The sequence below is a fragment of the Devosia sp. A16 genome, assembly GCF_001402915.1.
Lineage (GTDB): Bacteria > Pseudomonadota > Alphaproteobacteria > Rhizobiales > Devosiaceae > Devosia_A.
The window spans coordinates 3652958-3678567 of record NZ_CP012945.1; the positions used below are offsets into that span (position 1 = coordinate 3652958).

Here is a 25610-nt window from a genome sequence, read left to right on the forward strand (position 1 = left end):
TGTCCGTGCCGGCGCTGCCGCTTGCCTATTTCACCAGCTCTTTGCCGAGGCCATGGCATACCAGCTCGGTGGTGTAGGCCTGGGTGACGTCGATGCCCTCTGCGAACAGGCCCACCTTGGTCATCTGGTCGTAGAAGCTCTTCCAGCGGGCGTCGGTCATGCAGCCGATGCCGTTGGCTTCGGCGTCGCCGGAAACCACGATGCCGTATTCCTTCATCTTGGCGAGACCATAGGCGAGCTGACCATCGGTCATCTCGGGGTTGTCCTTCTTGATCAGCTCGTTGGCGGCGGTGTTGTCGCCATAGAGGTAGTTGTACCAGCCGATGATGCTGGCCTCGACGAAGCGCTTGGCCACGTCCTTGTTGGCCTCGTACCACGGCTTCATCGTCTCGATGGTGGTCGAATACGGCTCGAACCCGTTATCGGCCAAGAGGAACACCTGGGGGGCCCAGCCGGCCTGCTTTTCGATCTCGTAGGGCTCGGAGGTCAGGTACCCCTGCTGGATGGCCATCTTGTCGGCAATGAACGGCGCCGGGTTGAACGTATAGGGCTCGAACTTTTCGTCCACGAAGCCCTTGTAGGCGGTCTTCATCCAGCTGAAGTAGGAAATGAAGCCGTCCTTGGAGAGGATGTATTTCGAGGCGCCGGCGAGATCGGCGAAGGTCTTGAAGCCCGCATCCGGATGGGCGAGCAGCACCTGCGGGTCCTTCTGGAAGATCGAGGCGATGGTGATGGTGGGGATGCCTTCCTTGACCGCGTCGATCGCGGTGGTCGGGCCGCCCATGTAGAAATTGATCTGCCCGCCGATCAGCAGCGAGCGATTGGCCCCCTGCGGTCCGCCCTGGCGGATGGTGACGTCGAGATTGTACTTGGCATAGGTGCCGTCGGCGACGGCCTGGTAGTAGCCGCCATGCTCCGCCTGGGCGAGCCAGTTGGTGCCGAAGCTCACCTTGTCCTGCGCCACGGCACCGCCCATGCCCAATGCTAGCGTTATCACGCCCGCAGAAATGAGCTTGGTGAAGTCGATCATCGTTAGTCTCCCTGTTAAGGTATCCGCCGGGGCTTGTCCCCCGCCCGGCCGTTAGGCAAACTTCCATGCCCGAGGGCACACCAGACCATTCATTCCGCGCCGGATTGCAAAAGAAAAGCCCAAAAATGCGCCATTCAGCGAAGTGCCGCTGGAATAGGCAATGCGGTGCAGAATGGGGCTTACATTCGCGCTCGTTTGCGCTTAGCTGAGCATACACATCGGGGGTCCTGTGCATAAGCCGCTTTCGCCTTCATCGATTCACCCAGCGTTCTCGCAGTACAGTCTCGGCATCGAGGTCAGCTCGCGTTCGCGCTACGTCTTCTGCTCCGGCCAGATCGGCATCCGGGCAGATGGAACGATTCCGCCGGACTGCGCCACCCAGACCCGCGTCTGCTTCGACAACATCGTTGCCGTACTGGCGGAGGCCGGCATGGGATTGGGCGACGTGGTCAAGCTCAACGCCTATGTCACCGGCCGCGAGCATCTCGCCGAGTACATGAAGGTGCGCAACGAGCTGTTTCCCGAGCCCTTCCCGGCCTCGACGCTGATGATCGTCTCAGGCTTCGCCCGACCCGAGTTCGTCGTCGAGATCGAGGCGATCGCCGCGGTTCCCAGCTGACTGAAAGGCCTCGAATGAGCTATCGCAAGATCTGGTGGAACGACTTTTCCGCCTTCGACTTTCATGACATCGACCCGATGAAGACCATCGCGGTGTTTCCGACCGCCGCGGTCGAACAGCACGGCCCGCATCTGCCGGTGGGGACCGACACCATCATCAACCAGGGCCACCTCGATCTTCTGGTCCAGCGTGTGCCGGCCGACCTCGATATCCGCATCCTGCCGGTACAGGCGATCGGCAAGTCCAACGAGCATATCTGGCAGACCGGCACGCTCAGCCACACCGCCACCAACCTGATCGACGCCTGGACCCAGATCGGCCTCGAGATCGCCCGCGCCGGCATCAGGAAAGTGGTGTTCGTCAACTCGCATGGCGGCAATGTCTCGATACTTGACATCGTGGCGCGCGAACTCCGGGTGCGCGCCGACATGCTGGCGGTCAAGACCGGCTGGAGCCAGTACTGGCCCAAGGACATCTATTCCGACATCGAGAACCGCCATGGCATCCATGGCGGCGACAGCGAGACCTCGGTGGTCATGCATTTGCGGCCCGAACTGGTGAACCGCGACAAGTTGCAGGCCTACCCGTCGGTCGCGGCCCGCGACGAGCAGGCCTACAAGTACATGCGGCCCACCGGCGCGACGAGCTACGCCTGGATCGCCAGCGACATCCACCCGCTCGGCGCTGCGGGTGAGGCGCATCTGGCGACCGCGGATAAGGGACGGATCACCGTGGAAACGGCGGTCGGCAGCTTCATCGAGCTGCTGCGCGAGGTCGAGCGCTATCCGCTGCCGGGAGAGCGGAGGTAGTTTCTGCAGGGCAACCGACCGCCGGATCGGTGCGATCCGACCCCCACCCCTGTCCCCTCCCCCTAAGAATGGGGAGGGAGACGACAACCTCCATATCGGTGTCGGGGTCTCCCTCCCCATGTTTAGGGGGAGGGGACAGGGGTGGGGGTCAGCCCGCGCCGGTCCATCCATCCTGCAGCGACCTTGCACCACCCCCTCCCATTGCGCGCCTGCCTCGCACCCGCTAATCCCAGCGTATGCAGCAGTTTCACTCTCCTGACGGTACCCTCAGCCTCGACGGCAAACCGATGAGCTTTGCCAGTCTGGCGCGGGTCGGGGCGCGCACCGTTTCGCTCGAGGCCGATGCCGCCGCCATGGCGCGGGTCGATCTCTCTCGCAAGGTGGTCGAGGACAAGATCGCCCGTGGCGAGGCGGTGTACGGCGCCAATACCGGCGTCGGCGCCATGAAGGATGTAGAGTGGTCGCCCGAGGACCTCGAGATGTTCAACCTCGGACTGGTGCGGGCGCACCATTTCGGCACCGGCGCGCCGTTCCCCAGTTCCGTGGTGCGTAGCGCCATGGCGATCCGCGTCAACACCGCGCTGACCGGCCGGGTCGGCTGCTCGCGGGGCCTGGTCGAGGCCTACCTGGCGCTGCTCGACAGGGATGTCGTGCCGGTGGTGCGTCGCACCGGCTCGATCGGCACCGCCGATATCGGGCTGATGGGCCAGATCGGCGCCGTGCTGACCGGGGTCGGCGAAGCCGTCTACCAAAACCGGCGCATGTCGGCGGAAGCGGCGCTGGCCGAGGCCGGCCTCAAGCCCTGCCGCATGGCGCCGCGCGACAGTCTCGCCTCCATCAGCGTCAACGCCGTCGGCTTTGCCGCGGCAGCCGAGGCCGTGCGCTCGGCCGCATCCGCGATGCGCATGCTGCTGGCCACAAGCCTCACCACCGCCGGTGCGCTCGGCGCCTCGCGCGACCCCTGGAAGGCCGTGGCGCATGTGGGGACCGAGCGCGAGGCCGAAATCGGCGCCTGGCTGTACCATAACGCCATGGGGTGGGACTGGCCGAACGCCACCCACGTGCAGGATCCGCTGTCGCTGCGCATGATGGCGCAGGTGTTCGGGTCGGGCTTCGACACGCTGCTGGTCGCCGGCCGCACCGTGCTCGCCGCCACCGGCCGCACCGACGACAACCCGGTGGTGGTGGACGAACAGGTGCTGACTTCGGGCGGCTCGCTGCCGCTCGATGTCACAATCTACCTGCAGACCGCGCAGTTGGCACTGGCCCACGCGGCGCGCAATTCGTTCAACCGCTGTGTACTGCTGAGCAATGGGGCGCGGCGCGACCTGCCGATCAACCTGGTGCCGCGCGGCGCCATCGCCACCGGCTTCGGTCCGATCATCAAGTTGGCAGGCGAGCTGTTCGCGCGCGCCCTGTCGATGTCGGTACCGGTCTCCGCCCAGTCGCTGGTGGTGGCTGCGGGGCTCGAGGACGAGGTGTCGTTCCTGCCGCTGGTGGTCGAGCGCTTCGAACGCCAGGTGCGCGCGCTGAAGCGCCTCGCCGCGCTCGAGGGGCTGCTCTCGGCCCAGGCCATGGACATCCTCGGGGACCGTCCCAGCGGCGTCCCCGGGATGATCTACGACAAGGTGCGCAAGCACGCGGCCTTCTACCAGGTGGATCGTCCGCTTTCGGCAGAAGTCGAGATCATCGAAAGCGATCTGGGCTCCGAACAGAGCATGGCGGAACTGATTTCCCACGCGCCCATTCCTCAACTGGACGAGTTTTTCGCGCTCGGGCCGGTCGCGTAGCATGCCGGGGGTATGACTTTTGTTTGGCGCCCGTATAGGTTTGACGCCAATTCCGGCTGAGGGACTGCAAGGCCGGAACAATAAGGAGACCATCATGCTTTCGAAGAAACTGCTCGGCGCCGTTGCGGCGCTGGCCTTCACGGTGACCGCCGCGAACGCCCAGGTCGTCGTGTCCTCGAAGATCGATACGGAAGGTGGCTTGCTCGGCAACATCATCAGCCAGGTGCTGCAGGCCAATGGTGTCGCCGTTACCGAGAAGATCCAGCTCGGCGGCACGCCCGTCGTGCGCCAGGCGATCACTGCCGGCGAGATCGACATCTATCCCGAATATACAGGCAACGCCGCTTTCTTCTTCGAGAAGGCCGACGATCCGCTGTGGAACGACGCGACCAAGGCCTATGAGGAAGCCAAGAAGCTCGACTACGACGCCAACAAGATCGTCTGGCTGTCGCCTGCTCCGGCCAACAACACCTGGGCCGTCGCTGTCCGCAAGGACGTGGCCGATGCCAACAAGCTGACCACCTTCAGCGAACTCGGCGCCTATATCGCAGGCGGCGGCAACATCAAGCTGGCCGCCTCGGCCGAGTTCGTCTCCTCGCCGGCGGCATTGCCCAAGTTCCAGGAAGTCTATGGCTTCACCCTGAAGCCGGACCAGCTGGTGACGCTCTCGGGCGGTGACACCGCGGCCACCATCGCCGCTGCTGCGCAGCAGACCAACGGCGTCAACGCCGCCATGGTCTACGGCACCGATGGCGGCATCGCCCCCTCTGGCCTCGTGGTCATGACGGACGACAAGGGCGTGCAGCCGGTCTACGAGCCGGCCCCGATCATCCGCGAGTCGGTGCTCAAGGCCAACCCGCAGATCGAGGAGCTGCTGAAGCCGGTGTTCGCCAAGCTCGACCTCACCACCTTGCAGACGCTCAACGGCCGCATCCAGGTCGGTGGCGAAGCGGCCAAGGACGTCGCCATCGACTGGCTGAAGCAGAACGGCTTCCTGAAATAAGCCGCCCGGCGGTCGATGCATTTTGGGGGTGGGCAGGACGACTGCCCGCCCCTAGTGTTTTGTGCATGCTAGGGTTCTGCCACATGGTGCGGGGAAACCCCTCACCCGTCTCGGCCTTCGGCCGATCCACCCTCTCCCCGACGGGGAGAGGAACAGAGGCGGTCACCGCAGCTTCGGGATTCTTCTCCCCGTCGGGGAGAAGGTGGCGCGCAGCGCCGGATGAGGGGGGCAGGCTGTGAGTTCGATGGCTGTTCCCGAACGCAGCACCTCATTTGCCGTCGACAAGCTCGGCGTGCTGATCGCCGCGCTTGCTGCCGTCGCTGCCTTTCTCCCCTTCGCGGCCTTCCGCGCCAACCGCATCGTGCTCGGTGAATCCAGAGGCCTATTCGCTGCACTCCCCGGTTGGGAAGCAGCGCTCCTCGCAGTGCTGCTGGCCGCGGGCATCGCCGTCGCCCTGTTCCGCACCCCGACGCTATGGCGCCTCGTCGCTAGCCTCGCAGTGCTGGCGCTGCTGTTCGTCGCTATCGGCCATGCCGGCACGTTCCTGACGCCACCGGGCGACAAGATCGCCCGTGTCTCGCCCGGCGCCGGCTTCTGGCTGCTGATCTTCACCTTCGCGCTGCTTGCCGCAGATGCCATCGCGCGGCTGAGGCTGAAACCGTGGACCCGTATCGGCGTTCTCGCTGCGGTGGCGGCGTTCTTTGCCGTGCTGCTCGGTTCGGGCACGCTCAACGACCTCTCCATCCTCCGCGAATATGCCAACCGCGGCGACACCTTCTGGCGCGAAGCCGAGACCCATCTGGCGCTGGCCTTGGGCTCGCTCGCCCTGGCGGTGGTGGCCGGCATCCCCATCGGGATCCTCTGCCAGCGCAGCGATGCCTGGCGTGCGCCGGTGCTGAACGTGCTGAACGCCATCCAGACCATCCCGTCGATCGCCCTGTTCGGCTTGCTGATCGCGCCGCTCGCCTGGGTGGCGGCCAATATCCCCGGCGCTTCGGCCGTCGGCATTTCCGGCATCGGGGCGGCGCCGGCGATGGTAGCGCTGTTCGCCTATTCGCTGCTGCCGGTTGTGGCCAATACGGTGGTCGGTCTCGATGGCGTACCGCCCGCGGCCAACGATGCGGCCAAGGGCATGGGCATGACCGATTGGCAGCGGCTGGTGACGGTCGAGTTTCCGCTGGCTTTTCCCGTGATCCTCACCGGCATCCGCATCGTCCTCGTCCAGAATATCGGCCTCGCCACCATCGCTGCGCTGATCGGCGGGGGTGGTTTCGGCGTCTTCGTGTTCCAGGGCGTCGGGCAGACCGCGATGGACCTGGTGCTGCTCGGCGCCGTCCCGACGGTGGCGCTCGCCTTTGCGGCCGCGGTCGTGCTCGATGCCATCGTCGAAATGGTCTCACCCAAGGATACGCGCCGTGATTGAGATCGAAGCCCTCACCAAGGACTATCTCGAGCTGACCGTGGTGGACCACGTGAGCCTCACCGTCGCTGACGGGGAGATCGCGGTGATCGTCGGCACCTCCGGCTCGGGCAAGACCACGTTGCTCAGGATGATCAACCGGCTGATCGAGCCTACCTCCGGCACGGTGAAGATCGACGGGCAGGACACCCGGGCCGTTCCGGCCTTCGAGCTCCGTCGCGGCATCGGCTACGCCATCCAGGGGCACGGGCTGTTCCCGCACCGTACCGTGGGCCAGAACATCGCCACAGTGCCGACGCTGCTGGGCTGGGACAAGGGCAAGATCGCCGCGCGCGTCGATGAACTGCTCGAACTGTTCCAATTGCCGGCAGCGGAATTTCGCGACCGCATGCCGAGCGAGCTGTCGGGCGGCCAGCAGCAGCGCGTCGGCGTGGCGCGGGCGCTCGCGGCCGAGCCGAAACTGCTGCTGATGGACGAACCCTTCGGCGCGCTCGATCCGATCATTCGCGCCAAGGCGCAATCGGACCTGCTCGCCATCCAGAAGCGCTTCGGCACCACGATCGTCCTGGTGACGCATGACATGGAGGAGGCCATCCACCTCGGCACCAAGATCGCCGTGATGGACAAGGGGAAGCTCCTGCAATTTGCGCCGCCCGACGAGATCATCGCCCGACCGGCAACGCCCTTCGTCGCCGAATTGATCGGCACCGGCGAGCGGCCGTTCCGCTTGCTGTCCTTGGGCAAGGTGCGCGACCTGGTCGAGCCGGGTCCGGCGCAGGGCGAACCGATCTCCGCCGATGCCTCGCTGCGTGACGCCTATGCCGAGTGCCTGTGGACCGGCCGCGAGATGCTGCCGGTGGTCGATGCCGACGGCGCCAGCATCGGCCGCATCCGCCGCGACGACATCGCCCACAGGGCCGAGCGCCCGCAATGAAGCCGGGGCTGATCATCCGGCTGCTGGTCCTCGCGCTGCTGGTGGCGTTCATCGTCACGCCCGAGAGCTTTACCTGGGTGTTCCAGCCGCTGACCAGGAACGGCCAGCCGGCCATCTACACCCAGAACTCGCTGCTCAACCTGACGCTCAGCCACCTGACCATTGTCGCCATCGCGACCATCGCCTCGACACTGCTGGCGGTGGGCTTGGCCATCCTCGTCACCCGGCCGTTCGGCGCCGAGTTTTTGCCGCTGAGCCGCTCGCTCGCCAATATCGGCCAGACTTTTCCGCCCGTGGCGGTGCTGGCCCTGGCCGTACCGGTGCTCGGCTTCGGCACGGCGCCGACCCTGGTGGCGCTGTTCCTTTACGGGCTGCTGCCGATCTTCGAGAATGCGCTCACCGGCCTCACCACGCTGCCGCCGGCTGTAACCGAGGCGGCGCGCGGTGTCGGCATGACCGACCGGCAGCGGCTTCTGGACGTGGAACTGCCGCTGGCGACCCCGGTGATCCTCGCCGGCATCCGGCTCTCGGTGGTGATCTCGGTGGCGACGGCCACCATCGGCTCGACCGTCGCCGCTTCGACGCTGGGCGAGGTGATCATCGCCGGGCTGCTCAGCAACAATATCGCCTTCATCGCCCAGGGCGGCCTGGTGGTCGGCGTGATGGCGGTCCTGATCTATGATGCGCTTTCGGCGCTCGAGCGGGCACTGATGCAAAGGACGGGACAGAGGAGGGCGAGGTGATCACCAAGGTTCCAGCCTCCCCAGTGTCATCCCAGCGAAAGCTGGGACCCATTTCTCAGCCCGCGCCGGCGGAAGCTTGGATCCCAGCGTTCGCTGGGATGACATCGAATTTCTGGATGTTGCAGAGGTAAGTTATGTCCGATTTCGATCTCGTCCTCGCCGGCACGGTGGTGCTGCCATCCATGGTGATCGAGGATGGCTATGTCGCGGTGCGCGACGGCAAGGTGGTGCATGTCGGGGAGGGGGCGCCGCCGCACGCGCATGACCGGCATCTGCTGGGCAAGGCGCTGATCCTGCCCGGCGCCATCGATGCGCAGACCCATTCACTGAGCCAGAAGAACCAGGAGGATTTCATCTGGTCGACCCGTTCGGCGGCGGCCGGCGGGGTCACCACCATCGTCGACATGCCCTATGACGAAGGCAATCTCGTCTGCTCGGCCGAAGCGGTGCGGATCAAGGTGGCGCATGCCACCCCACAGGCCCGGGTGGATTTCGCGCTCTACGGTACCATCAACCCGGAGGAGGGGGCGAGCCGCATCGCCGAGCAGGCGGCGGCCGGCGTCGCGGCGTTCAAGTTCTCGACCTTCGGCACTGACCCGGTGCGCTTTCCCCGCATCTCGCCGCCACTGCTCGCCGAGGCGTTCGCCGAGGTGGCGAAGACCGGGCTGACGGCCGGCGTCCATAACGAGGACGACGAGAGCGTCCGCGCCGCCATGGCGCGGGTGAAGGCCTCAGGCATTACCGACTGGCGCGCCCATGGCATGAGCCGTCCGCCGCTGACCGAGCTCCTGGCGACGCTGCAGATCTACGAGACCGGCGCCCAAACCGGGTGCGAGGCGCATGTGGTGCACTGCTCGCTGAGCCGTGGTTACGACATCGCCGCCGACTATCGGGCGCATGGTTTCGGCGCCACCATTGAGTGCTGCATTCACTACCTGACCCTCGATGAGGAGAACGATGTCCGCCGGCTCGGCGGCAAGGCCAAGATCAACCCGCCGATCCGCCCCCGCGCCGAGGTGGAAGCGCTGTGGCGGCAGGTCGCCGCCGGCAACGTGACGCTGGTTTCGACCGATCACGTCAGCTGGTCGGAGGATCGCAAGACCAACCCGGACATGCTGGCCAATTCCTCGGGCGTGCCGGGGCTCGAGGCGATGGTGCCGCTGTTCGTCAAGGGCGCGCTTGAGCGCGGCGTGTCGCTGACCTGGGCGGCGAGACTGATGGCAGCGAACCCCGCCAAGCACTTCCGGCTCGGCACCAAGGGTGCGCTGGAGGCCGGCAAGGATGCCGACATCACCGTGCTGGTGGATCGGCCAACGGTCTATGACGCGGCGCGATCGGGGCACAATGTGGTGGGGTGGTCGCCGTACAACGGCATCGAGTTGCCGTGGACGGTGGCCGGCACCTGGCTGCGCGGACAGCAGGTGTTCGATGGAACCAGCGTCGCCGAGCCCGGGGCGGGGCAGTGGGTGCGGCCGTGAGGACTGTGCAGAGATCGCCGACGTCTTTGGGACGATGATTGGTGAGCGCAGGTCTCCTCCCCCCTTGAGGGGGAGGGACAGGGTGGGGGGTGTCTCTTGCGCACGGAGCTCCGTCGGAAACTCAGACGAAATAGCTCGCCGCCTGAGCAGGCGATGTGGCGGATACTGTGGCACTTCCGCGAGCAGGGGGGGCATTTCCGGCGGCAGGTGCAGATCGATCGTTACTACGTGGATTTTGCCTGCTTGGGCGCGAAGGTGATCATGGAGGTCGATGGTGATACGCACGGCACCGACGAGGCGATCGCCAAGGATGCGGACCGCGATGAGTACCTGTCTTCGCACGGCTTAATCGTGCTGCGATACTCGAATGGCGACGTGATGAAGAACGCCGAGGGAGTATTTGAGCACTTGGCGGGAGTGCTTGGGGCAGTATCGAGTACAGCAAACACCCCCCACCCTGTCCCTCCCCCTCAAGGGGGGAGGAGACGCTCACCCGATACCGCGGATCAAGCGGAAGCCTCTGTAAATTCCCCGCGGAAAGCCCCATGACCCGCAATCTCCCCACCCAGGAAGCCCGCATCGCCGAGGATATCGCCACCCTCGCCGAGATCACCGAACCTGGCCGTCCCTATACCCGCCGCGCCTTCACCCCGATGTTCCTCCGGGGTCGCGAGTGGCTCATCCGGCGCTTCGAAGCCGCGGGGCTGGAGACCCGCATCGACGCCTCCGGCAACCTGATCGGCCGGCGCCGCGGCCGTTCGGGCGGCAAGGCCATCATGCTCGGTTCGCACTCCGACACCGTGCCCGACGGTGGGCGTTTCGACGGCATCGCCGGCGTCTCCGCGGCGCTCGAAGTGGCGCGGGCGCTGCGCGACCAGGGCATCCAACTCGAGCACGACCTGGAGATCGTCGACTTCCTTGCCGAGGAGGTGTCGATCTTCGGCGTCTCCTGCGTCGGCAGCCGCGGTATGGCCGGGCTGCGACCGGAGGAATGGCTCGACCGCGAGGTCGACCGGTTCACGCTGCGCGAAGGCATAGCCGAGGTCGGCGGGAACCCGGGCAGACTCGAGAAGCGCGAGGATATCGCGGCCTTTCTCGAACTGCATATCGAGCAGGGGCCGGTGCTGGAGGATGGACATCTCGATATCGGCGTGGTGACGGCGATTGCCGGCATCACCCGCATCGAGCTGGTGGTTAACGGACGCGCCGACCATGCCGGCACCACCCCGATGGGCTCGCGGCAGGATGCGCTGACCACCGCGGCGCGGCTGGTGGTGGGGATCGAGGAACTGGGCACGTTGCTCAGCCGGGGCAAGTTCCATTTCGCCGCCACCGTGGGTGAGTTCTCGATCGAGCCGGGAGCGGCCAACGTCGTGCCATCGCGGGCGCGGCTGCTGATCGATGCGCGGGCGGAACGCCGCGAGGATATGGAGAAGTTCGTCGCCGAACTCACGGCGCTGGTCAATGCCACGGCCGCCGCGACCGGGGTGACGATAGAGCCGCCATTGACCATTTCCGATAATTTGCCAACGCCTGGCGATCCGTTCGTGCTTGATACGCTCGACGCGGCAGCCGTGGCCGTGGGCGCGCGCCATCGCCGCATGGCTTCGGGCGCGGGCCACGACACGGCCTGGATGGCGCGGGTGACGAGGGCGGCGATGATCTTCATCCCCTGCCTCGGCGGCCGCAGCCACACGCCGGAAGAATATGCCGAAACGGCCGACGTGGCGCTGGGCGCCGCCGTTCTGCTGGAGGCGGTGAAGCGGTTGGACCGTGAGTTGAAGTAAGGCCCCCTCACCCGGCCCTGCGGGCCGACCTCTCCCCCGAGGGAGAGGTGGTGGGGCGGCGAGATGGTGCCACAGGTTCACCTCTCCCTCGGGGGAGAGGTCGCTGCGAAGCAGCGGGTGAGGGGGCCTTCTTACGGCCCGATAGGAGTAGTACTTTGGGTCGCGTACTGACCGAGAAGGATGTGGAAGCCGCGGTGAAGGGCGGCTCCGTCTATGCCGCCGGCGGCGGCGGCTGGGCCGATCATGGCCGGATGCTTGGGCTTGCCGCGGTGAGCATCGGCAAACCCGAACTCGTCGACATCGAGGAACTGGACCCGCGCGATTGGGTAGCGACGGCCGCTGCCATCGGTGCCCCCGCTTCGACCACGCCGTGGGAGATGCGCGGCGTCGACTACGTCAAGGCGGTGAAGCTGCTCGAGAAGGCGCTGGGCGACAAGGTCCGCGGCTTGATGATCGGGCAGAACGGCAAGAGCTCGACGCTCAACGCCTGGCTGCCGAGCGCCATCCTCGGCACCAAGGTGGTCGATGCCGTGGGCGATATCCGCGCCCATCCGACTGGCGATATGGGCTCGATCGGCATGGCCGGCAGCCCCAGGAAGATGATCCAGACCGCGGTGGGCGGCAATCGCGCCGAGAACCGCTATATCGAGCTGGTGGTGAAAGGCGCCACGGCGAAGGTCTCGCCGATCCTCCGCACCGCCGCCGACATGTCCGGCGGCTTCATCGCCTCGTGCCGCAACCCGCTGCGCGCCAAATATGTACAGCGCAACGCGGCGCTCGGCGGCATCTCGCTGGCGCTGAGCCTGGGTGAGGCGATCATCGCGGCGGAGAAAAAGGGCGGCTCGGCGGTGATCGACGCCATCGTCAAGGCGACCGGCGGCAGCATCCTGGTCAAGGGCTCGGTGACGAAGAAGGACCTCGTCTACACCAAAGAGGCCTTCGATATCGGCCGCTTCGTGCTGGGCGAGGGCGACAAGGCCGTTACCATCCACACCATGAACGAATACATGGCCATCGACGACGCCGGCGGCAATCGGCTTGCCACCTTCCCCGATGTGATCGCCACGCTCGACGCCGCGGGCCAGCCGCTCAGCGCCGGCCAGCTGCGCGAAGGCATGTTCGTCTTCGTGCTGCACGTGCCCAAGAAGGTGATCCCGCTATCGTCGTCGGTAGTCGACCCGGCCGTCTACCCGCCGGTCGAAAAGGCCATGGGGATCGAGCTGGCCAAATACGCGCTTGAGGGTGTGAAACGGAAGAAGAAGGCGCGGAAGGGCTGGGGGTAAAAGCGGCAGGCTGAAGCAGACGGCCCCCTCCCGGCCTCCCCCATGAAGGGGGAGGTGAAGAGTCGAGGCTCGGTCTTCGATCGTGCCAGACACACCAGCAGGGCACCTCCCCCTTCATGGGGGAGGATGGGAGGGGGTCGTCTCGGCCGGCCGTGTGCGCTAGAAACACCGCATGCCAAAACCCAATCCCCGCCACCCGAATTTCCCCATTCCCTCCGGTCCAACCCTGCGTGCCAAAGGCTGGCGGCAGGAGGCGCTGCTGCGGCTGCTCGAGAACGTGCTGGCCGTCGGCGAGGACCCCGAAAAACTGATCGTCTACGCCGCGCTCGGCAAGGCGGCGCGCAACTGGGCGGCGCATCGGCAGATCGTCGAAGCGCTGACCACCATGGACGAGGACCAGACGCTGGTCATCCAGTCCGGCAAGCCGATCGGGCTGTTCAAGACCCATGCGGCGGCGCCGCTGGTAATCATGGCCAACTGCAACATCGTCGGGCAGTGGGCCAAGGCGGAGGTGTTCTATGAGCTCGAAAAGAAGGGCCTGATCGCCTGGGGCGGGCTCACCGCCGGGGCCTGGCAGTATATCGGCAGCCAGGGGGTGATCCAGGGCACCTACGAGATCTTCATGCGCATCGCCGAAAAGCGTTTCGGCGGCTCGCTCGCCGGGCGCTTCATACTTACCGCCGGGATGGGCGGTATGGGCGGGGCGCAACCGCTGGCCGGGCGGATGGCGGGGGCGGCGATCCTCGACGTCGATGTCGACCCGGTGCGGGCGCAGAGGCGCAAGGAGATCGGCTACCTCCAGGAGATCGCGCCGGACCTCGACACGGCGCTCGACATGATCGCCGCCGCCGTGCGCGACAAGCGCGCGCTGTCGGTCGGGCTCGTTGCCAATGCCGCCGAGGTCTACCCGGAAATTCTGAGGCGCGGCATCATCCCCGATATCGTCACCGACCAGACCAGCGCGCACGATCTTGTCTATGGCTATGTGCCCAAGGGCCTGAGCCTCGATGAGGTGAAGCGGCTGCGGGTCGACGGGCAGGGGCAACTGATGGCGGCGAGCCGCGCCTCGATCGCCGACCATGTGCGGGCCATGCTCGGGTTCCAGGCGGCCGGCGCGGAAGTGTTCGACAACGGCAACCTGATCCGCACCCAGGCAAGAAAGGCCGGCGTCGAAAACGCCTTCGATATCCCCATCTTCACCGAGGCCTACCTGCGCCCGCTATTCGCCCGCGCCATCGGGCCGTTCCGTTGGATGGCGCTGTCGGGGGAGGCGTCGGACATCGCGCGGATCGACGACCTGGTGCTCGAGATGTTTCCCGACAACAGGATCGTCACCAACTGGATCCGGCTGGCCCGGCAATACGTGCCGTTCGAAGGCCTGCCGGCGCGCATCGCCTGGCTCGGGCATGGCGAACGCACCGCACTGGCCTTGGCAGTGAATGCCCTGGTGCGGAAGGACGAGCTCCAGGGCCCCGTGGCCTTCTCGCGCGATCACCTCGACGCCGGGGCGATGGCCCATCCCAACATCATGACCGAGAACATGCGGGACGGCTCCGACGCCATCGCCGACTGGCCGCTGCTCGACGCGATGCTGCTCACCGCCTCGATGGCCGACCTGGTGGTGATCCATTCGGGCGGCGGCGGCTATGCCGGCTACATGACCTCGGCGGGCGTCACGCTGGTGGCCGATGGCACGGAGGCGGGCGATGCACGACTGTCGCACGCGCTGACCAACGACACCTCCCTCGGCGTGATGCGCTATGCCGATGCGGGGTATGAGGAAGCGGTCGATGAGGCCGCGAACAAGGGGATTGGCTGGTTTGATCTGCGGGGACGCTGACCAACCACAAAGCTGGCGGCTCCACCCCACCCAGCTTCGCTAGGCGGCGGAGCCGCCAAGCTGCGCTGCCCTCCCCATCATGGGGAGGGAGAGCGAGACCGTGATCTCAGTATGCGTCTCCCTCCCCCTTGTGGGGAGGGATCAAGGGTGGGGGTGCCCCACGCGCAAATGTCTGCGCCCCTAGTTCTTCGCTGCCCCGGTCTTGGCCGCCTTGGCCTCGTCGTACCACCACACGGTAGGGAAGCCGATCGAGAATTCCGGCAGCGTGTCGGGATGGCTGAAGCGGTCCCAGCGGGCGATGCGGGCTTTGCGCAGCGTATAGGTCGGCACCGCGTAGTGATGCGCCAGCAGCACGCGGTCGAGCGCGCGGGTGGCGGCAATCAGCGTGTTGCGGTTGCTGGCGAAGACGATCTTGTCGATCAGCGCGTCGATCCCCTTGTCGGCGATGCCGGCATAGTTGCGGCTGTCATCCTGCGCGGCTGCTGCCGAGCCCCAGAAATCTCGCTGCTCGTTGCCCGGCGAAAGCGACTGCGGCCAGCCGGTATAGATCATGTCGTAATCGCGCTTGCGCACGCGTTCGATGTATTGCGGCGAGTCGACCGAGCGGATCGTGGCATTGATGCCGAGCCGCTTGAGGTTGGTCTGGAATGCCGTGGCAATCGGCTCGATGGTCGGGCCGTTGAGCAGGATCTCGAAGCTCACCGGCTGGCCATTCGGATCGACCAGTTGGTTGCCGTTGAGGGTGTAGCCGGCCTTGGTCAGGATCTCGTTGGCGGTGCGCAGGCTGTTGCGCAGCTTTGCCGTGTCGCCGTTGACCGGGTTCTTGTACTCGGTGGTGAATACCGAGGCGGGAACCAGATCCTTGACCGAGTTGAGGATGTCGAGCTCTTCACCCTGCGGCAGGCCTGAAGAGGCGAACTCGGTGCCGTAGAAGTAGGAATTGATGCGGTCGTACTGGCCGAAGAAGCGGAGCTTGTCGAGTTCCTCGAAGTCGAAGGCATAGAGCATCGCTTCGCGCAGCGCTTCGCTCTGGAACAGAGGTTTCCTGAGGTTCGGGACGAACCCCACCAGGATGCCCGAGCCGCGATAGGGGTTCTCGAACAGCTCCTTGACCACCTTGCCCTCGGTGACGGCCGGGAAGTTGTAGTCGTTCTGCCAGCGCAGCGCGAGGTTCTCGTCCCACCAGTCGAAGGCATCGCCTTTGAACCCCTCGAACTCGGCGGTGGTGTCACGGAAATACTCGTACTTGATCTGCTGGAAATTGTTCTGGCCGATATTGAACGGCTCCTTCAGACCCCAGTAATTGGGGTCGCGCTCGAAGGTAATGGAACTGCCGGCCGAAAAGCTTGCGAGCTTGTAGGGGCCCGAGCCCATTGGCGGCTCGAGCGTCGAGCGGCCGATATCGCGCGGCTTGCCGTCGGGGCCGGTCCCTTCCCACCAGTGCTGCGGCAGGACGATCAGCTGCCCCATGATATGCGGCAGCTCGCGATTGCCGGTCTGGTCGAAGGTGAAGGTGACTTCCCCCGGCGCCGTGACTTCCGCCTTGGTGACGTTGGCGTAATAGTTGGCCTGGCTGGGGTTGAGTTCCATCACCTTGTTGAAGGTCCAGACCACATCCTCGGCCGTCACCGGCTGGCCGTCGGTCCATTTGGCGCGCGGGTTCATCCGGAAGGTGACCGAGGAGAAGTCGTCCGGGTAGCTGAACGCTTCGGCCAGGTCGCCATACTGCGTCGAGGTCTCGTCGAGCGATGGGGTGGTCAGGGTTTCGAACACCAGGCCGATGCCGCTCGCCACTTCACCCTGCGGCAGGATCGGATTGAAGGTGTCGAAGCCTCCCATGTCGCTGAGCCGCACCACGCCGCCGACCGGCGCATCGGGGTTCACGTAGTCGAATCTCTGAAAGCCCTCGGGATATTTCGGCTCGCCGATCAGTGATCCGCCGTGGTGCCAGACCTTGTCCTGAGCGGCTGTCGGGCTGAACGACAGCAGCGCGGCCAGGGCAAGGGCGACTAGTTTCATGCGCATGAGAGCCTCCATTCGGGGGAGAACGTGTTGTGGGAGGTTAGGGGGGAACGGGGGCGGTGGCGAGGCACTAGAGCCGGTGTGCTTTGACCCCCACCCCTGTCCCCTCCCCGCAAGGGGTAGAGAGACGCCTCCACTGACGCCGGTGTTTTGGTCTCCCTCCCCCTCGCGGGGAGGGGATAGGGGGTGGGGGCAGCTCGCTCCGGCTGTACGAATGTTCACTGCGCCACCTCCGCCGACGGCACCGCCTCCACAGCAAACGCCGCGGCCATCAGGGCGCGCGTGTAATCCGACTGTGGCGCGGCGAAGATCTCGGCTGCCGGTCCGTGCTCGACCACCTTGCCGTTGCGCATCACCATCAACTGGTTGGCAAGTGCGCGGACGACCCGCAGGTCGTGCGAGATGAACAGGTAAGTCAGGCCGTGCCGCTGCTGCAACTCGCGCAACAGGTCGACCACCTGCGCCTGGACACTCATGTCGAGCGCCGAGGTGGGCTCGTCCAGCACGACAAATTTCGGCTCCAGCACCATGGCGCGGGCAATGGCAATGCGCTGGCGCTGGCCGCCGGAGAACTCGTGCGGGTAGCGGAAGCGGGCCTCGGGGTCGAGCCCGACTTCGGTGAGCGCCCTGACCACCCTGGCATCGCGTTCGGGTACCGTCAGCTGTGGCGCGTGCACGGCGAGGCCTTCGGCGATGATCTCAGCAATCGACATGCGCGGGCTGAGCGAACCGAACGGATCCTGGAAGACGATCTGCAAGTCCTTGCGCAGCGGTCGCATGGCGCCCCAGGACAGCCGCTCGATATCGCGCCCCAGATAGACGATGCGGCCTTCCGAACCGATGAGACGCAGTAGGGCACGGCCGAGCGTGGTCTTGCCCGAACCGGATTCGCCGACGACACCCAGCGTCTCGCCACGCCGGATCGAGATATCGACGTCGTCGACCGCCTTGATGTGGCCGACCGTGCGACGGAGCAACCCGCGCTTGATCGGGAACCAGACGCGCAGCTTTTCGGCGGCAACGATCGGTTCGGCCCCGGAGGGGGCGGGCGGCTCGCCTTTCGGCTCGGCGGCCAGCAGCTTCCTGGTGTAGGCGTGTTGCGGGTTGGCGAACACGCTCTCCGTGGGACCGGATTCGACGATCCTGCCCTCTGTCATCACATGAGTGATCTCGGCCATGCGGCGCACGATGTGCAGATCGTGCGTGATGAACAGGATCGCCATGCCGCGCTTGTGCTGCAGTGACATCAGCAGCTCGAGGATCTGCGCCTGGATGGTCACGTCGAGGGCGGTGGTCGGTTCGTCGGCGATCAGCAGCTGCGGCTCGTTGGCGAGCGCCATGGCGATCATCACCCGCTGGCGTTGGCCGCCGGAGAGCTGGTGCGGAAAATCATCGAGCCGCGAAACCGGGTCGGGAATGCCGACTTCGCTCAGGAGCTCGATGGTCCGGGCGCGGGCCGCCGCCCGCCGCATGCCGCGATGCAGGATCAGCGCTTCGCTCACCTGCCGCTCGACGGTGTGGAGCGGGTTGAGCGAACTCATCGGCTCCTGGAAGATCATCGAGATGGCGTTGCCGCGCACGCCGCGGATGGTGCGGTCGTCGCTGTGCAGCAGGTCTTCGCCGTTGAACAGGATGCGGCCCTTCGGGTGCGAAGCCGCCGGGTAGGGCAGAAGCCGCAGCACCGAGAGCGCAGTGACCGATTTGCCGGAGCCGGATTCTCCCACCAGCGCTACCGTCTGGCCCGGCAGGATGTCGAAGGAGACGCCGCGGACGGCCGGCACCTGGCCATGCTCGGTGGCGAACGCCACGTGGAGGTCATCGACCTGCAGCAGCGGGCCGCTCACGAGCGCGTCCCCGCGAAGGTCTTGCGCGGATCGAAGGCATCGCGCACCGCCTCGCCGATAAAGACGAGCAGGGTGAGGATCAGCGACACGGTGAAGAAGCCGGTAATGCCCAGCCACCAGGCCGAAAGGTTGTCCTTGCCCTGGCTCAAGAGCTCACCCAGCGACGGCGAGCCGACCGGCAGGCCGAAGCCGAGGAAATCGAGCGCCGTCAGCGTCGTCACCGAACCGGCGAGGATGAACGGCATGAAGGTCAGCGTCGCGACCATGGCGTTGGGCAGCAGGTGCCCGATCATGATCTTGAAATTCGAGACGCCCAGCGCTCGCGCCGCGGCGACATATTCGAAGTTGCGGGCGCGCAGGAACTCGGCCCGCACGATGCCGACCAGCGCCGTCCAGGAGAACAACAGCAAAATACCGAGCAGCACCCAGAAGCTGGGCGCGATGATGCTGGAGATGATCAGCAGCAGGTAGAGCGAGGGGATCGAGGTCCAGACCTCGATGGCGCGCTGCGCGATCAGGTCGACCCAACCGCCCAGGTAACCCTGCAGCGCACCGGCGCCAATGCCGATCATCGAGGAGAGCACCGTGAGCACCAGCCCGAACAGGACCGAGATGCGGAAACCGTAGATCAGTCGCGCCAGCACATCACGGCCCTGATCGTCGGTTCCCAACCAGTGAAAGTTGCCGATGGTGCAGGAGGGATCCGCGACGCCGGCGGGGTAGCCGGCGCAGCGTTCCTCTGCCGTTTGCAGCCACGAGGGCTTGGAGGGCGCGGCGCCGCTGAGCGACTCGTCGACGGTGCCGTAGGAGTAGCGGATGGGTGGCCAGGCCATCCAGCCATTGGCGTTGATTTCGTCGGCGATGAACGGGTCGCGATAGACCGTCTCGGCGAGGAAACCGCCGAACTTGCTTTCGGGATAGGTGACGACCACCGGGAACAGCAGTTCGCCCTTGTAGCTGACCACCAGCGGTCGGTCATTGGCGATCAGTTCGGCGAACATCGTGATGATGAACAGCACGAGAAAGATCCATAGCGACCACACCCCGCGCCGGTTGGCGTTGAACACCTTGAGCCGGCGCTGGTTGATCGGCGACAACAGCGGCGCCGAGCGCGCCCGGTCGGCAGGGGCGAAGACGAGGAACGGCGAACGGAGGCCCGTGAGGGTCGTCTGCATCAGACCTCCCGGCTTTCGAAATCGATGCGCGGATCGATCCACATATACATGAGGTCCGAGACCAGTCCGATGACCAGCCCGAGCAGCGAGAACACATAGAGCGTTGCGAACACCACCGAATAGTCGCGGTTGAGCACCGACTGGAAGCCGAGCAGCCCCAGGCCGTCGAGCGAGAATATGGTCTCGATCAGCAGCGAACCGCCGAAGAACGCCGAGATGAATGCTGCCGGAAAGCTGGCGATGACCAGCAGCATGGCGTTGCGGAACACATGGCGATACAGCACCTGCCGGTCGTTGAGCCCTTTGGCTCGGGCAGTGGTGACATACTGTTTGCGAATTTCCTCGAGGAAAGAGTTCTTGGTGAGGAGCGTCACCGTGGCGAAGCCGCCCACCGCCATGGCGACGATCGGCAGGGTGATGTGCCACAGATAGTCGAGGATCTGGCTGTACCAGGGGAGGTTGGCGAAGTTCTCCGACACGAGGCCCCGCAACGGGAAGATGTTCCAGAAGCTGCCGCCGGCGAACAGCACGATCAGCAGGATGGCGATGAGGAAGCCGGGGAGCGCATAGCCGACGATGACGATGGACGAGGTCCACACGTCGAAGCGCGAACCATCGCGCAGCGCCTTGGCAATGCCGAGCGGAATGGAAACGCCATAGCCGAGCAGCGTCATCCACAGCCCCAGGGTGATCGAAACCGGCAGTTTCTCCTTGATTAGGTCGATCACCGAGATGTCGCGGAAATAGCTGTTGCCGAAATCGAAGCGCAGGTAATTCCACATCATGGTGAGGAAGCGCTCGAGCGGCGGCTTGTCGAAGCCAAACTGCTTTTCGATGCGCTGCAGGATTTCGGGCCGGAGGCCGCGCGCGCCGCGATAGGTCGAGTTGACGTCGGTGCTGTTCTTCGCTTGCGCCGTTTCCTGACCGGCGAAATCGCCCTGCTGGCTCCCGGTAATGCGCTCGGTGGCGCTGACATTCTGCCCCGACATCTGGGCGATGACCTGTTCGACCGGACCACCGGGCGCAAACTGCACGATGACGAAGGAGACGATCATGATCCCCAACAGCGTCGGGATCATCAGCAGCAGGCGTCTCAGGATGTAGGCGCCCAATGGCGGCTCCAGTCGTCCGGGTGTCGTTTCAGGTTAGCAACGCAGCACTGTGGGCCGGAATGCGGCAAATCACCAAGCAGTGAATGTCATGGGCGCACGGCGAACGCGATGCCGGCCGCATCGCCGACCGCGAAAATGCGATCACGCGCCACGGCATAGTCGTCGCCCTTCAGGTGCTCGAGCATCAGTGGCACCTCGCGCGGCATCCGGGCGAGTTCGCCGAGATAGGTGCGGTAGTCGAGCGCCCCCTCGCCGATCTGCACCTCATCGAGATGCAGCGCCGCCTGGTGGTGCAGCTTGATGTCCTTGGCGTGGCACGACACCACCCATTGGCCGAGCTTGTCGAAGCACTCGCGGATCAGTGCGCCGTTATCGAAATACACCCGCGGCGTCATGATCAGGTTCACCGGGTCGAAATGCGCTCCGAACATCGGCCGGTCGACGGCGCGGATCAGTTCGACATAGCTGTCGACGCTGTCGGGCAGCGAATACTGCATCATCTCGAGCGCAAATTTGGCGCGGGTCGGCTTCACCGTATCGAGCAGGTAGCGGACCGTCTCGACGCAGGCGTCGAACGCCTCGGGGCGCATGTTCTCGGCAGCCGGCGCATAGTCGGTGCCGGCGCGGAACGAACCGATATAGCTGACTGCACAGCCCGCGCCGACGGCGTCGGCAATGGCGAGGCGCTCGACAGCATAGCCGAGGTTGGCCTTGCGCACCGCATCGTCGGGCGAGACGAGGTTGCGCCAGATGCCGATCTCCGCCAAGACCACGTTCTCGGCCGCGAAGGCCGCTTCGATTGCCGTGAGCCGGTCGCGATCGTCGAGGCTCACCTCCGGCACATAAGCCGCGCCGTACCCGAACGCGCGATGCGCCCGGGCAAAGGCGTAGGGATCCTCGCTGTCGACGGAAAGGCCGTGCCCGCCCAGTCGGATGGCCATCAGACGTGGTTCCGCCAGCTGTGCTGCGGATTGTAGTCGAGCATCCGCCGCGCCTTGTCGATCGACAGCAGGGTGCCGTTCTGGCTGAGCTCGCGCTTGTGCGGCACCTTGGGAAACACCTCCGCCATGAGAGACATGTTGGAGCGGCTCATCACCGTATCCTGGTTTGCGATGATGAAGGCCTCGAAGCCCTTGAACTCGGCCTCGACGCCCCGGCGCACCGCCTGCGCGCCGTCGCGCGCATCGATATAGCCCCAGAGGTTCCATTTCCGCAGCTTGGGGTCGGCGTCGAAGGCCGGGAACGCCTTGTAGTCCTCCACATCCATGACGTTGGAGAACCGCAGCCCGACCATTTTCAGCTCCGGATCCCAGCGGCAGAACTGCGCTGCCATGGTTTCGTCGAGCAGCTTGCCCAGCGAATAGGCCGTCTCCGGACGAGGGAAATACTCCTCGTCAACGGGGACATAGGGTGGGGGTGTCTCGAAGGGCAGCCCGAGCACCGTTTCGCTGGAGGCGAACACCACATTCTTCACCCCGGCCAGCCGGCACGCCTCGAACACGTTGTAGCTGGTGGGCACATTGTTGGCGACGGTGCGGCTATTGGCGAACAGGCCCGGCGCCGGGATGGCGGCGAGATGCACGACCGCATCGAACGGACCACGCCGCTCGTCGACGCCGCCGAGGATCGCCTGCGCCACCTGGCCGAAATCCGTGAGGTCGATACGGACCGTCGGGCAGATCGGGTCGCGGGGCAGCGTCTGGTCGACGTTCAGAACCGAATAGCCGTTGGTCACCAGATCCTTGAGCACGGCCCTGCCGAGCTTGCCGCTGCCGCCCGTCACCAGCACCTTGGCCATCTGTCGTCCCTCCCGAACTGATTTGCCCCGAGCCTAGAGCGCTTTGAGGAAAAGTTGCAGAGCTTTCCGCCGTGAGCGCGGGAGAAAAGCGTAGTCGCGAACGGTTCGACGATTCCTTACAACGAAATGCCTCCGCCAGGCCGGCGCCATTCTGTCACGAGCATGAACGCGCCCATCAGCGCCGGTTCAAACCTGGGGGCGGAATCTGCGGTCCAGCGTCAAAGGGGTCCTGCCAACCGCGATCCTCTTCACTCGCACAGGGCGCGGCGCGGGTTGACCGTCGCCGCCTCAGCTCAGGGAGACTGAAATGACCAAGCTCGCTCTTGTTGCTACTCTTGCATTTGCTGCGCTGACTTCGCTTCACACCTTGCCGGCCAGCGCACAAAGTGAATGTATTACCCACCAGTGCGGCGACCACCCGTCGCCATCGACTCCCGAACCGTATTGCGGTGATCAGCTCGGCGTTCTGAAACGCGTGCTGCCCGCCCAGGTCCTGGGCGTCAACAATACCTACCGCGTGTGGGTCACCGAGTTCTGCCCGTCCGCTTCGCTCATGCGCTCGGATGGCAACGCCGCCTACCTTCGCACCGCCATCGCCAAGAATGCCGTGCTGAAGCAGGTGCTTCAGCAGCACGGATTCCATGCCGACGACGTGTTCGCGGTCAAGATGATGGGTGAGGACACCATCAACCTCTACGTGCACAATTTCGGCCGCTGACCGCCCGACCTAATGCTAAACTGACGCCGGACCGGCCATCATTGGCCGGCCGGCGTTGGTTTTTTTGTGTTGCCGATGCCGGCGCTATCAGAGGAGACTGAAAATGACCAAGCCCCTGTTGGCTGCCCTGCTCGCCCTGGGCCTGAGCGTGGCGGCCCTTCCCGCGGGCTTCGCCACGGCCCAGCAGACCGAGCGGGATGATGAAGTCTGCCAGGATCAATTGGGCGCGTTGAATCGCGTCGATCCCGCCGAGCTCGCCGGAGTGACCAACCCACAGCGGGTCTGGGTGACCGAGTATTGCGTCAACCATCCGATCCTGCCTTCGGAAGGCAATGCCGCCGGTCGGCGCGCGGCCATCGCCGACAATGCAGCCCTGGTCAAAGCCTTGCGCCAGAAGGGCTACAACCCGGCCGATGTCTACGCCATCAAGATGATGGGAGCGGACACGGTGACGCTCTACGTCCACCGCTAGACCGCGCTTCGCAGTCGGCGGCAAGGGGCGGGACCCAGGCGGGTCCCGCCCCTTGCTCATTGTTGCCGCGACATTGCCCCGCCGATGAACGCTGTCTGAATGGCTGGCTCAGTGGGGGTTCAATCGGGCGGGGGCATATTCGGGACAACACAACGAAACCCGGCCCCCGAAAGGATGCCACGATGAACAGATCTCATGAGAAGCTGCTGGTCGCGACCCTTGCCGGTCTGATCATCGCCAGCGCTGCCGTTTTCGCCATTCAGCCCGCCATGGCTGCCGGTTACGACGTCGAGGGCCCGGCCCACATCGTTGGCGTCAAGAAATGGGACACCCTCAATGTCCGCAAGTGGCCGGCCTCTTATTCGCAGAAGATCGGCGAGTTCCAGCCCAAGACCTCGGTCTGGGTGGAGCGCTGCATCGTCTCTCCGCAGGGCGGTGCCGACTGGTGCCTGGTCGAGCAGCAGGACACCCGCGGTTGGGTGAACGCCAAGTTCCTGAAACTCGCCTACGACTGGGACATCTGACCCCGAAATTCCCGCCGCGTCGCTCCAAGCGGCGCGGGCGGGCTCTGACGACGACCCGACTACTCCCATGCACACGTGCCTTGACTGACCTCCGAACATTGACTTCACGGCCCGGACGCGTTCCCTAGGAACCTCCGGGCTTTTTTCTTTTCCGAGAGTCAGTGTTGGACGCCAACCCCATCCTCATCGAGCAGACACGCGGCAATTTCGTCGAGAACCGCCATCGCGGCGCCTTCGTGATTTCCGACGCCGACGGCAATGTCATCGCAGCGTCAGGCGACATTGCGCGACCGGTCTTTCCGCGTTCGGCGATCAAGTCGATGCAGGCGCTGGCCATGGTCACTTCCGGCGCCATCGACCGTTTCGGCCTGAGCGATGAGGAACTGGCGCTGGCCTGCGCCTCGCACCACGGCGAAGACATCCATGTCGACGGGGTCACCCATTTCCTCGGCCACATCGGCCTGAGCGCCGGCGACCTCGAGTGCGGCGCGCATCAGCCGAGCAACGGCAAGGCGCGTGAGGCGCTGCGGGCGCATGGGCTGGAGCCGAGCCAGTTGCACAACAACTGTTCGGGAAAGCATTCCGGCATGCTGAGCGTGGCGCGGGCGCTGGGCGTCGATACCCATGACTACGTAACGCGCGGCCACCCGGTACAGGTAGCGGTGCGCAAGGCGGTCGAGACGGTCATCGGCGAGCCGTTGAGCGAGGACCGGTGCGGCACCGACGGCTGCTCCATCCCCACCTGGGCGGCGCCGCTTTCCGCCTTTGCGCGCGGTTTCGCCAGAATGGCGACGGGCATCGGCCTGCCGGTCGAGATCGCCGGCGCCGCGACCCGCATCTTCGATGCCGCGACGACCCATCCGCTGCTGGTGGCCGGCACCGGCCACCTCGACACCCTGGTGATGGAAGCCTTTGGTGGTCGCGTCATGCAGAAAGGCGGGGCCGAGGGCGTGCAGTGCGGGGCCATCCGCGACAAGGGTTGGGGCTACGCGCTGAAGATCGACGACGGCAACATGCTGGCGAGCCAGACCCTTGTCGCCAACCTGCTGCTGCGCTTTGCCGACCCGAACGCCGGTGAGCGCGCCGTGCTGGAAAAGTTCGCCCGTCAGGTGGTGCGCAATGTTCGGGGTTTCGAGGTTGGCGAGATGCGCGCCGCCCGGTGACACGCCAAAGGATCCCTCGTTCGCCGGCGTCCAATCAAGCAGTCAG

At 65.4% G+C, this 25610-nt stretch carries 23 protein-coding genes; 16 read left to right on the plus strand and 7 right to left on the minus strand.

The window, feature by feature from the left end:
• Positions 1–25: 25 nt before the first annotated feature.
• Positions 26–1030: an ABC transporter substrate-binding protein gene (locus APS40_RS17565; RefSeq protein ID WP_055048288.1), complete on the minus strand. Its 1005-nt coding sequence runs from the start codon at positions 1028–1030 to the stop codon at positions 26–28.
• A gap of 229 nt (positions 1031–1259) precedes the next feature.
• On the opposite strand from APS40_RS17565, the gene APS40_RS17570 reads away from it, so the two are divergent.
• The 12 genes from APS40_RS17570 to APS40_RS17625 all read left to right on the plus strand — a co-directional run bounded on the left by APS40_RS17570 (position 1260) and on the right by APS40_RS17625 (position 14736).
• Positions 1260–1649, plus strand: a complete 390-nt coding sequence (locus tag APS40_RS17570; protein ID WP_055048289.1) for a RidA family protein — start codon at positions 1260–1262, stop codon at positions 1647–1649.
• A 14-nt stretch (positions 1650–1663) separates the two neighbouring features.
• Positions 1664–2458, plus strand: a complete 795-nt coding sequence (locus tag APS40_RS17575; RefSeq protein ID WP_055048290.1) for a creatininase family protein — start codon at positions 1664–1666, stop codon at positions 2456–2458.
• Positions 2459–2745: 287 nt separating this feature from the next.
• Complete coding sequence (locus tag APS40_RS17580) at positions 2746–4248, plus strand: aromatic amino acid lyase (protein WP_442855812.1); 1503 nt, start codon at positions 2746–2748, stop codon at positions 4246–4248.
• 94 nt (positions 4249–4342) lie between these two features.
• Positions 4343–5251, plus strand: a complete 909-nt coding sequence (gene osmF, locus APS40_RS17585; protein WP_055048292.1) for a glycine betaine ABC transporter substrate-binding protein OsmF — start codon at positions 4343–4345, stop codon at positions 5249–5251.
• Positions 5252–5495: 244 nt separating this feature from the next.
• The gene (locus tag APS40_RS17590) at positions 5496–6674 is read left to right on the plus strand and encodes an ABC transporter permease (protein WP_055049713.1); all 1179 of its coding nucleotides are present in this window, start codon (positions 5496–5498) and stop codon (positions 6672–6674) included.
• Positions 6667–7605 carry an ABC transporter ATP-binding protein gene (locus APS40_RS17595; protein WP_055048293.1) on the plus strand — a complete coding sequence of 313 codons (939 nt, stop codon included), beginning with the start codon at positions 6667–6669 and terminating at the stop codon, positions 7603–7605. Before APS40_RS17590 ends, APS40_RS17595 begins: the two co-directional genes overlap by 8 nt.
• Positions 7602–8348 carry an ABC transporter permease gene (locus APS40_RS17600; RefSeq protein WP_055048294.1) on the plus strand — a complete coding sequence of 249 codons (747 nt, stop codon included), beginning with the start codon at positions 7602–7604 and terminating at the stop codon, positions 8346–8348. Before APS40_RS17595 ends, APS40_RS17600 begins: the two co-directional genes overlap by 4 nt.
• Positions 8349–8482: 134 nt before the next feature.
• Positions 8483–9826 carry a dihydroorotase gene (locus APS40_RS17605; RefSeq protein WP_055048295.1) on the plus strand — a complete coding sequence of 448 codons (1344 nt, stop codon included), beginning with the start codon at positions 8483–8485 and terminating at the stop codon, positions 9824–9826.
• Positions 9827–9922: 96 nt separating this feature from the next.
• Positions 9923–10375, plus strand: coding sequence for a DUF559 domain-containing protein (locus APS40_RS17610; protein WP_082434493.1), 453 nt, complete (start codon positions 9923–9925; stop codon positions 10373–10375).
• Complete coding sequence (locus APS40_RS17615) at positions 10372–11613, plus strand: Zn-dependent hydrolase (RefSeq protein ID WP_055048297.1); 1242 nt, start codon at positions 10372–10374, stop codon at positions 11611–11613. The genes APS40_RS17610 and APS40_RS17615 overlap by 4 nt, the downstream gene beginning before the upstream one ends.
• A gap of 155 nt (positions 11614–11768) precedes the next feature.
• Entirely contained in the window at positions 11769–12896 is a 1128-nt protein-coding gene (locus tag APS40_RS17620) for a DUF917 domain-containing protein (protein ID WP_055048298.1), read from the plus strand.
• A gap of 172 nt (positions 12897–13068) precedes the next feature.
• The gene (locus APS40_RS17625) at positions 13069–14736 is read left to right on the plus strand and encodes a urocanate hydratase (protein WP_055048299.1); all 1668 of its coding nucleotides are present in this window, start codon (positions 13069–13071) and stop codon (positions 14734–14736) included.
• 180 nt (positions 14737–14916) lie between these two features.
• Here APS40_RS17625 and APS40_RS17630 read toward each other — a convergent pair whose 3' ends face one another.
• The 6 genes from APS40_RS17630 to APS40_RS17655 all read right to left on the minus strand — a co-directional run bounded on the left by APS40_RS17630 (position 14917) and on the right by APS40_RS17655 (position 22687).
• Positions 14917–16761 (minus strand): extracellular solute-binding protein, encoded by a 1845-nt coding sequence (locus APS40_RS17630; RefSeq protein WP_082434494.1) that lies wholly within the window; start codon positions 16759–16761, stop codon positions 14917–14919.
• Between the two features lie 215 nt (positions 16762–16976).
• Entirely contained in the window at positions 16977–18602 is a 1626-nt protein-coding gene (locus tag APS40_RS17635) for an ABC transporter ATP-binding protein (protein WP_055048301.1), read from the minus strand.
• Positions 18599–19777, minus strand: a complete 1179-nt coding sequence (locus APS40_RS17640) for an ABC transporter permease (RefSeq protein WP_055048302.1) — start codon at positions 19775–19777, stop codon at positions 18599–18601. The genes APS40_RS17635 and APS40_RS17640 overlap by 4 nt, the downstream gene beginning before the upstream one ends.
• The gene (locus APS40_RS17645; protein ID WP_055048303.1) at positions 19777–20889 is read right to left on the minus strand and encodes a microcin C ABC transporter permease YejB; all 1113 of its coding nucleotides are present in this window, start codon (positions 20887–20889) and stop codon (positions 19777–19779) included. Before APS40_RS17645 ends, APS40_RS17640 begins: the two co-directional genes overlap by 1 nt.
• Before the next feature lie 86 nt (positions 20890–20975).
• Positions 20976–21830: a sugar phosphate isomerase/epimerase family protein gene (locus APS40_RS17650; RefSeq protein ID WP_156342977.1), complete on the minus strand. Its 855-nt coding sequence runs from the start codon at positions 21828–21830 to the stop codon at positions 20976–20978.
• Entirely contained in the window at positions 21830–22687 is an 858-nt protein-coding gene (locus APS40_RS17655) for an NAD-dependent epimerase/dehydratase family protein (protein ID WP_055048304.1), read from the minus strand. The genes APS40_RS17650 and APS40_RS17655 overlap by 1 nt, the downstream gene beginning before the upstream one ends.
• Positions 22688–22994: 307 nt before the next feature.
• Between APS40_RS17655 and APS40_RS24980 the strand changes: the two genes are divergently transcribed.
• The 4 genes from APS40_RS24980 to APS40_RS17675 all read left to right on the plus strand — a co-directional run bounded on the left by APS40_RS24980 (position 22995) and on the right by APS40_RS17675 (position 25564).
• Positions 22995–23405 (plus strand): hypothetical protein, encoded by a 411-nt coding sequence (locus APS40_RS24980; protein ID WP_156342978.1) that lies wholly within the window; start codon positions 22995–22997, stop codon positions 23403–23405.
• Between the two features lie 103 nt (positions 23406–23508).
• The gene (locus tag APS40_RS17665) at positions 23509–23877 is read left to right on the plus strand and encodes a hypothetical protein (protein WP_055048306.1); all 369 of its coding nucleotides are present in this window, start codon (positions 23509–23511) and stop codon (positions 23875–23877) included.
• A 182-nt stretch (positions 23878–24059) separates the two neighbouring features.
• Positions 24060–24401: an SH3 domain-containing protein gene (locus APS40_RS17670; protein ID WP_055048307.1), complete on the plus strand. Its 342-nt coding sequence runs from the start codon at positions 24060–24062 to the stop codon at positions 24399–24401.
• A gap of 164 nt (positions 24402–24565) precedes the next feature.
• Positions 24566–25564 (plus strand): asparaginase, encoded by a 999-nt coding sequence (locus APS40_RS17675; RefSeq protein ID WP_055048308.1) that lies wholly within the window; start codon positions 24566–24568, stop codon positions 25562–25564.
• Positions 25565–25610 lie beyond the last annotated feature (46 nt).

What these genes read in the sequence shown, in the direction of transcription:
- APS40_RS17630 (WP_082434494.1), bottom strand. Translation starts at nt 16,761, where the DNA reads ATGCGCATGAAACTAGTCGCCCTTGCCCTGGCCGCGCTGCTGTCGTTC.
- APS40_RS17640 (WP_055048302.1), bottom strand. Translation starts at nt 19,777, where the DNA reads ATGCAGACGACCCTCACGGGCCTCCGTTCGCCGTTCCTCGTCTTCGCC.
- APS40_RS17605 (WP_055048295.1), top strand. Translation starts at nt 8,483, where the DNA reads ATGTCCGATTTCGATCTCGTCCTCGCCGGCACGGTGGTGCTGCCATCC.
- APS40_RS17655 (WP_055048304.1), bottom strand. Translation starts at nt 22,687, where the DNA reads ATGGCCAAGGTGCTGGTGACGGGCGGCAGCGGCAAGCTCGGCAGGGCC.
- APS40_RS17665 (WP_055048306.1), top strand. Translation starts at nt 23,509, where the DNA reads ATGACCAAGCCCCTGTTGGCTGCCCTGCTCGCCCTGGGCCTGAGCGTG.
- APS40_RS24980 (WP_156342978.1), top strand. Translation starts at nt 22,995, where the DNA reads ATGACCAAGCTCGCTCTTGTTGCTACTCTTGCATTTGCTGCGCTGACT.
- APS40_RS17590 (WP_055049713.1), top strand. Translation starts at nt 5,496, where the DNA reads ATGGCTGTTCCCGAACGCAGCACCTCATTTGCCGTCGACAAGCTCGGC.
- APS40_RS17650 (WP_156342977.1), bottom strand. Translation starts at nt 21,830, where the DNA reads ATGGCCATCCGACTGGGCGGGCACGGCCTTTCCGTCGACAGCGAGGAT.
- APS40_RS17615 (WP_055048297.1), top strand. Translation starts at nt 10,372, where the DNA reads ATGACCCGCAATCTCCCCACCCAGGAAGCCCGCATCGCCGAGGATATC.
- APS40_RS17565 (WP_055048288.1), bottom strand. Translation starts at nt 1,030, where the DNA reads ATGATCGACTTCACCAAGCTCATTTCTGCGGGCGTGATAACGCTAGCA.
- APS40_RS17575 (WP_055048290.1), top strand. Translation starts at nt 1,664, where the DNA reads ATGAGCTATCGCAAGATCTGGTGGAACGACTTTTCCGCCTTCGACTTT.
- APS40_RS17625 (WP_055048299.1), top strand. Translation starts at nt 13,069, where the DNA reads ATGCCAAAACCCAATCCCCGCCACCCGAATTTCCCCATTCCCTCCGGT.
- osmF (WP_055048292.1), top strand. Translation starts at nt 4,343, where the DNA reads ATGCTTTCGAAGAAACTGCTCGGCGCCGTTGCGGCGCTGGCCTTCACG.
- APS40_RS17580 (WP_442855812.1), top strand. Translation starts at nt 2,746, where the DNA reads ATGAGCTTTGCCAGTCTGGCGCGGGTCGGGGCGCGCACCGTTTCGCTC.
- APS40_RS17600 (WP_055048294.1), top strand. Translation starts at nt 7,602, where the DNA reads ATGAAGCCGGGGCTGATCATCCGGCTGCTGGTCCTCGCGCTGCTGGTG.
- APS40_RS17670 (WP_055048307.1), top strand. Translation starts at nt 24,060, where the DNA reads ATGAACAGATCTCATGAGAAGCTGCTGGTCGCGACCCTTGCCGGTCTG.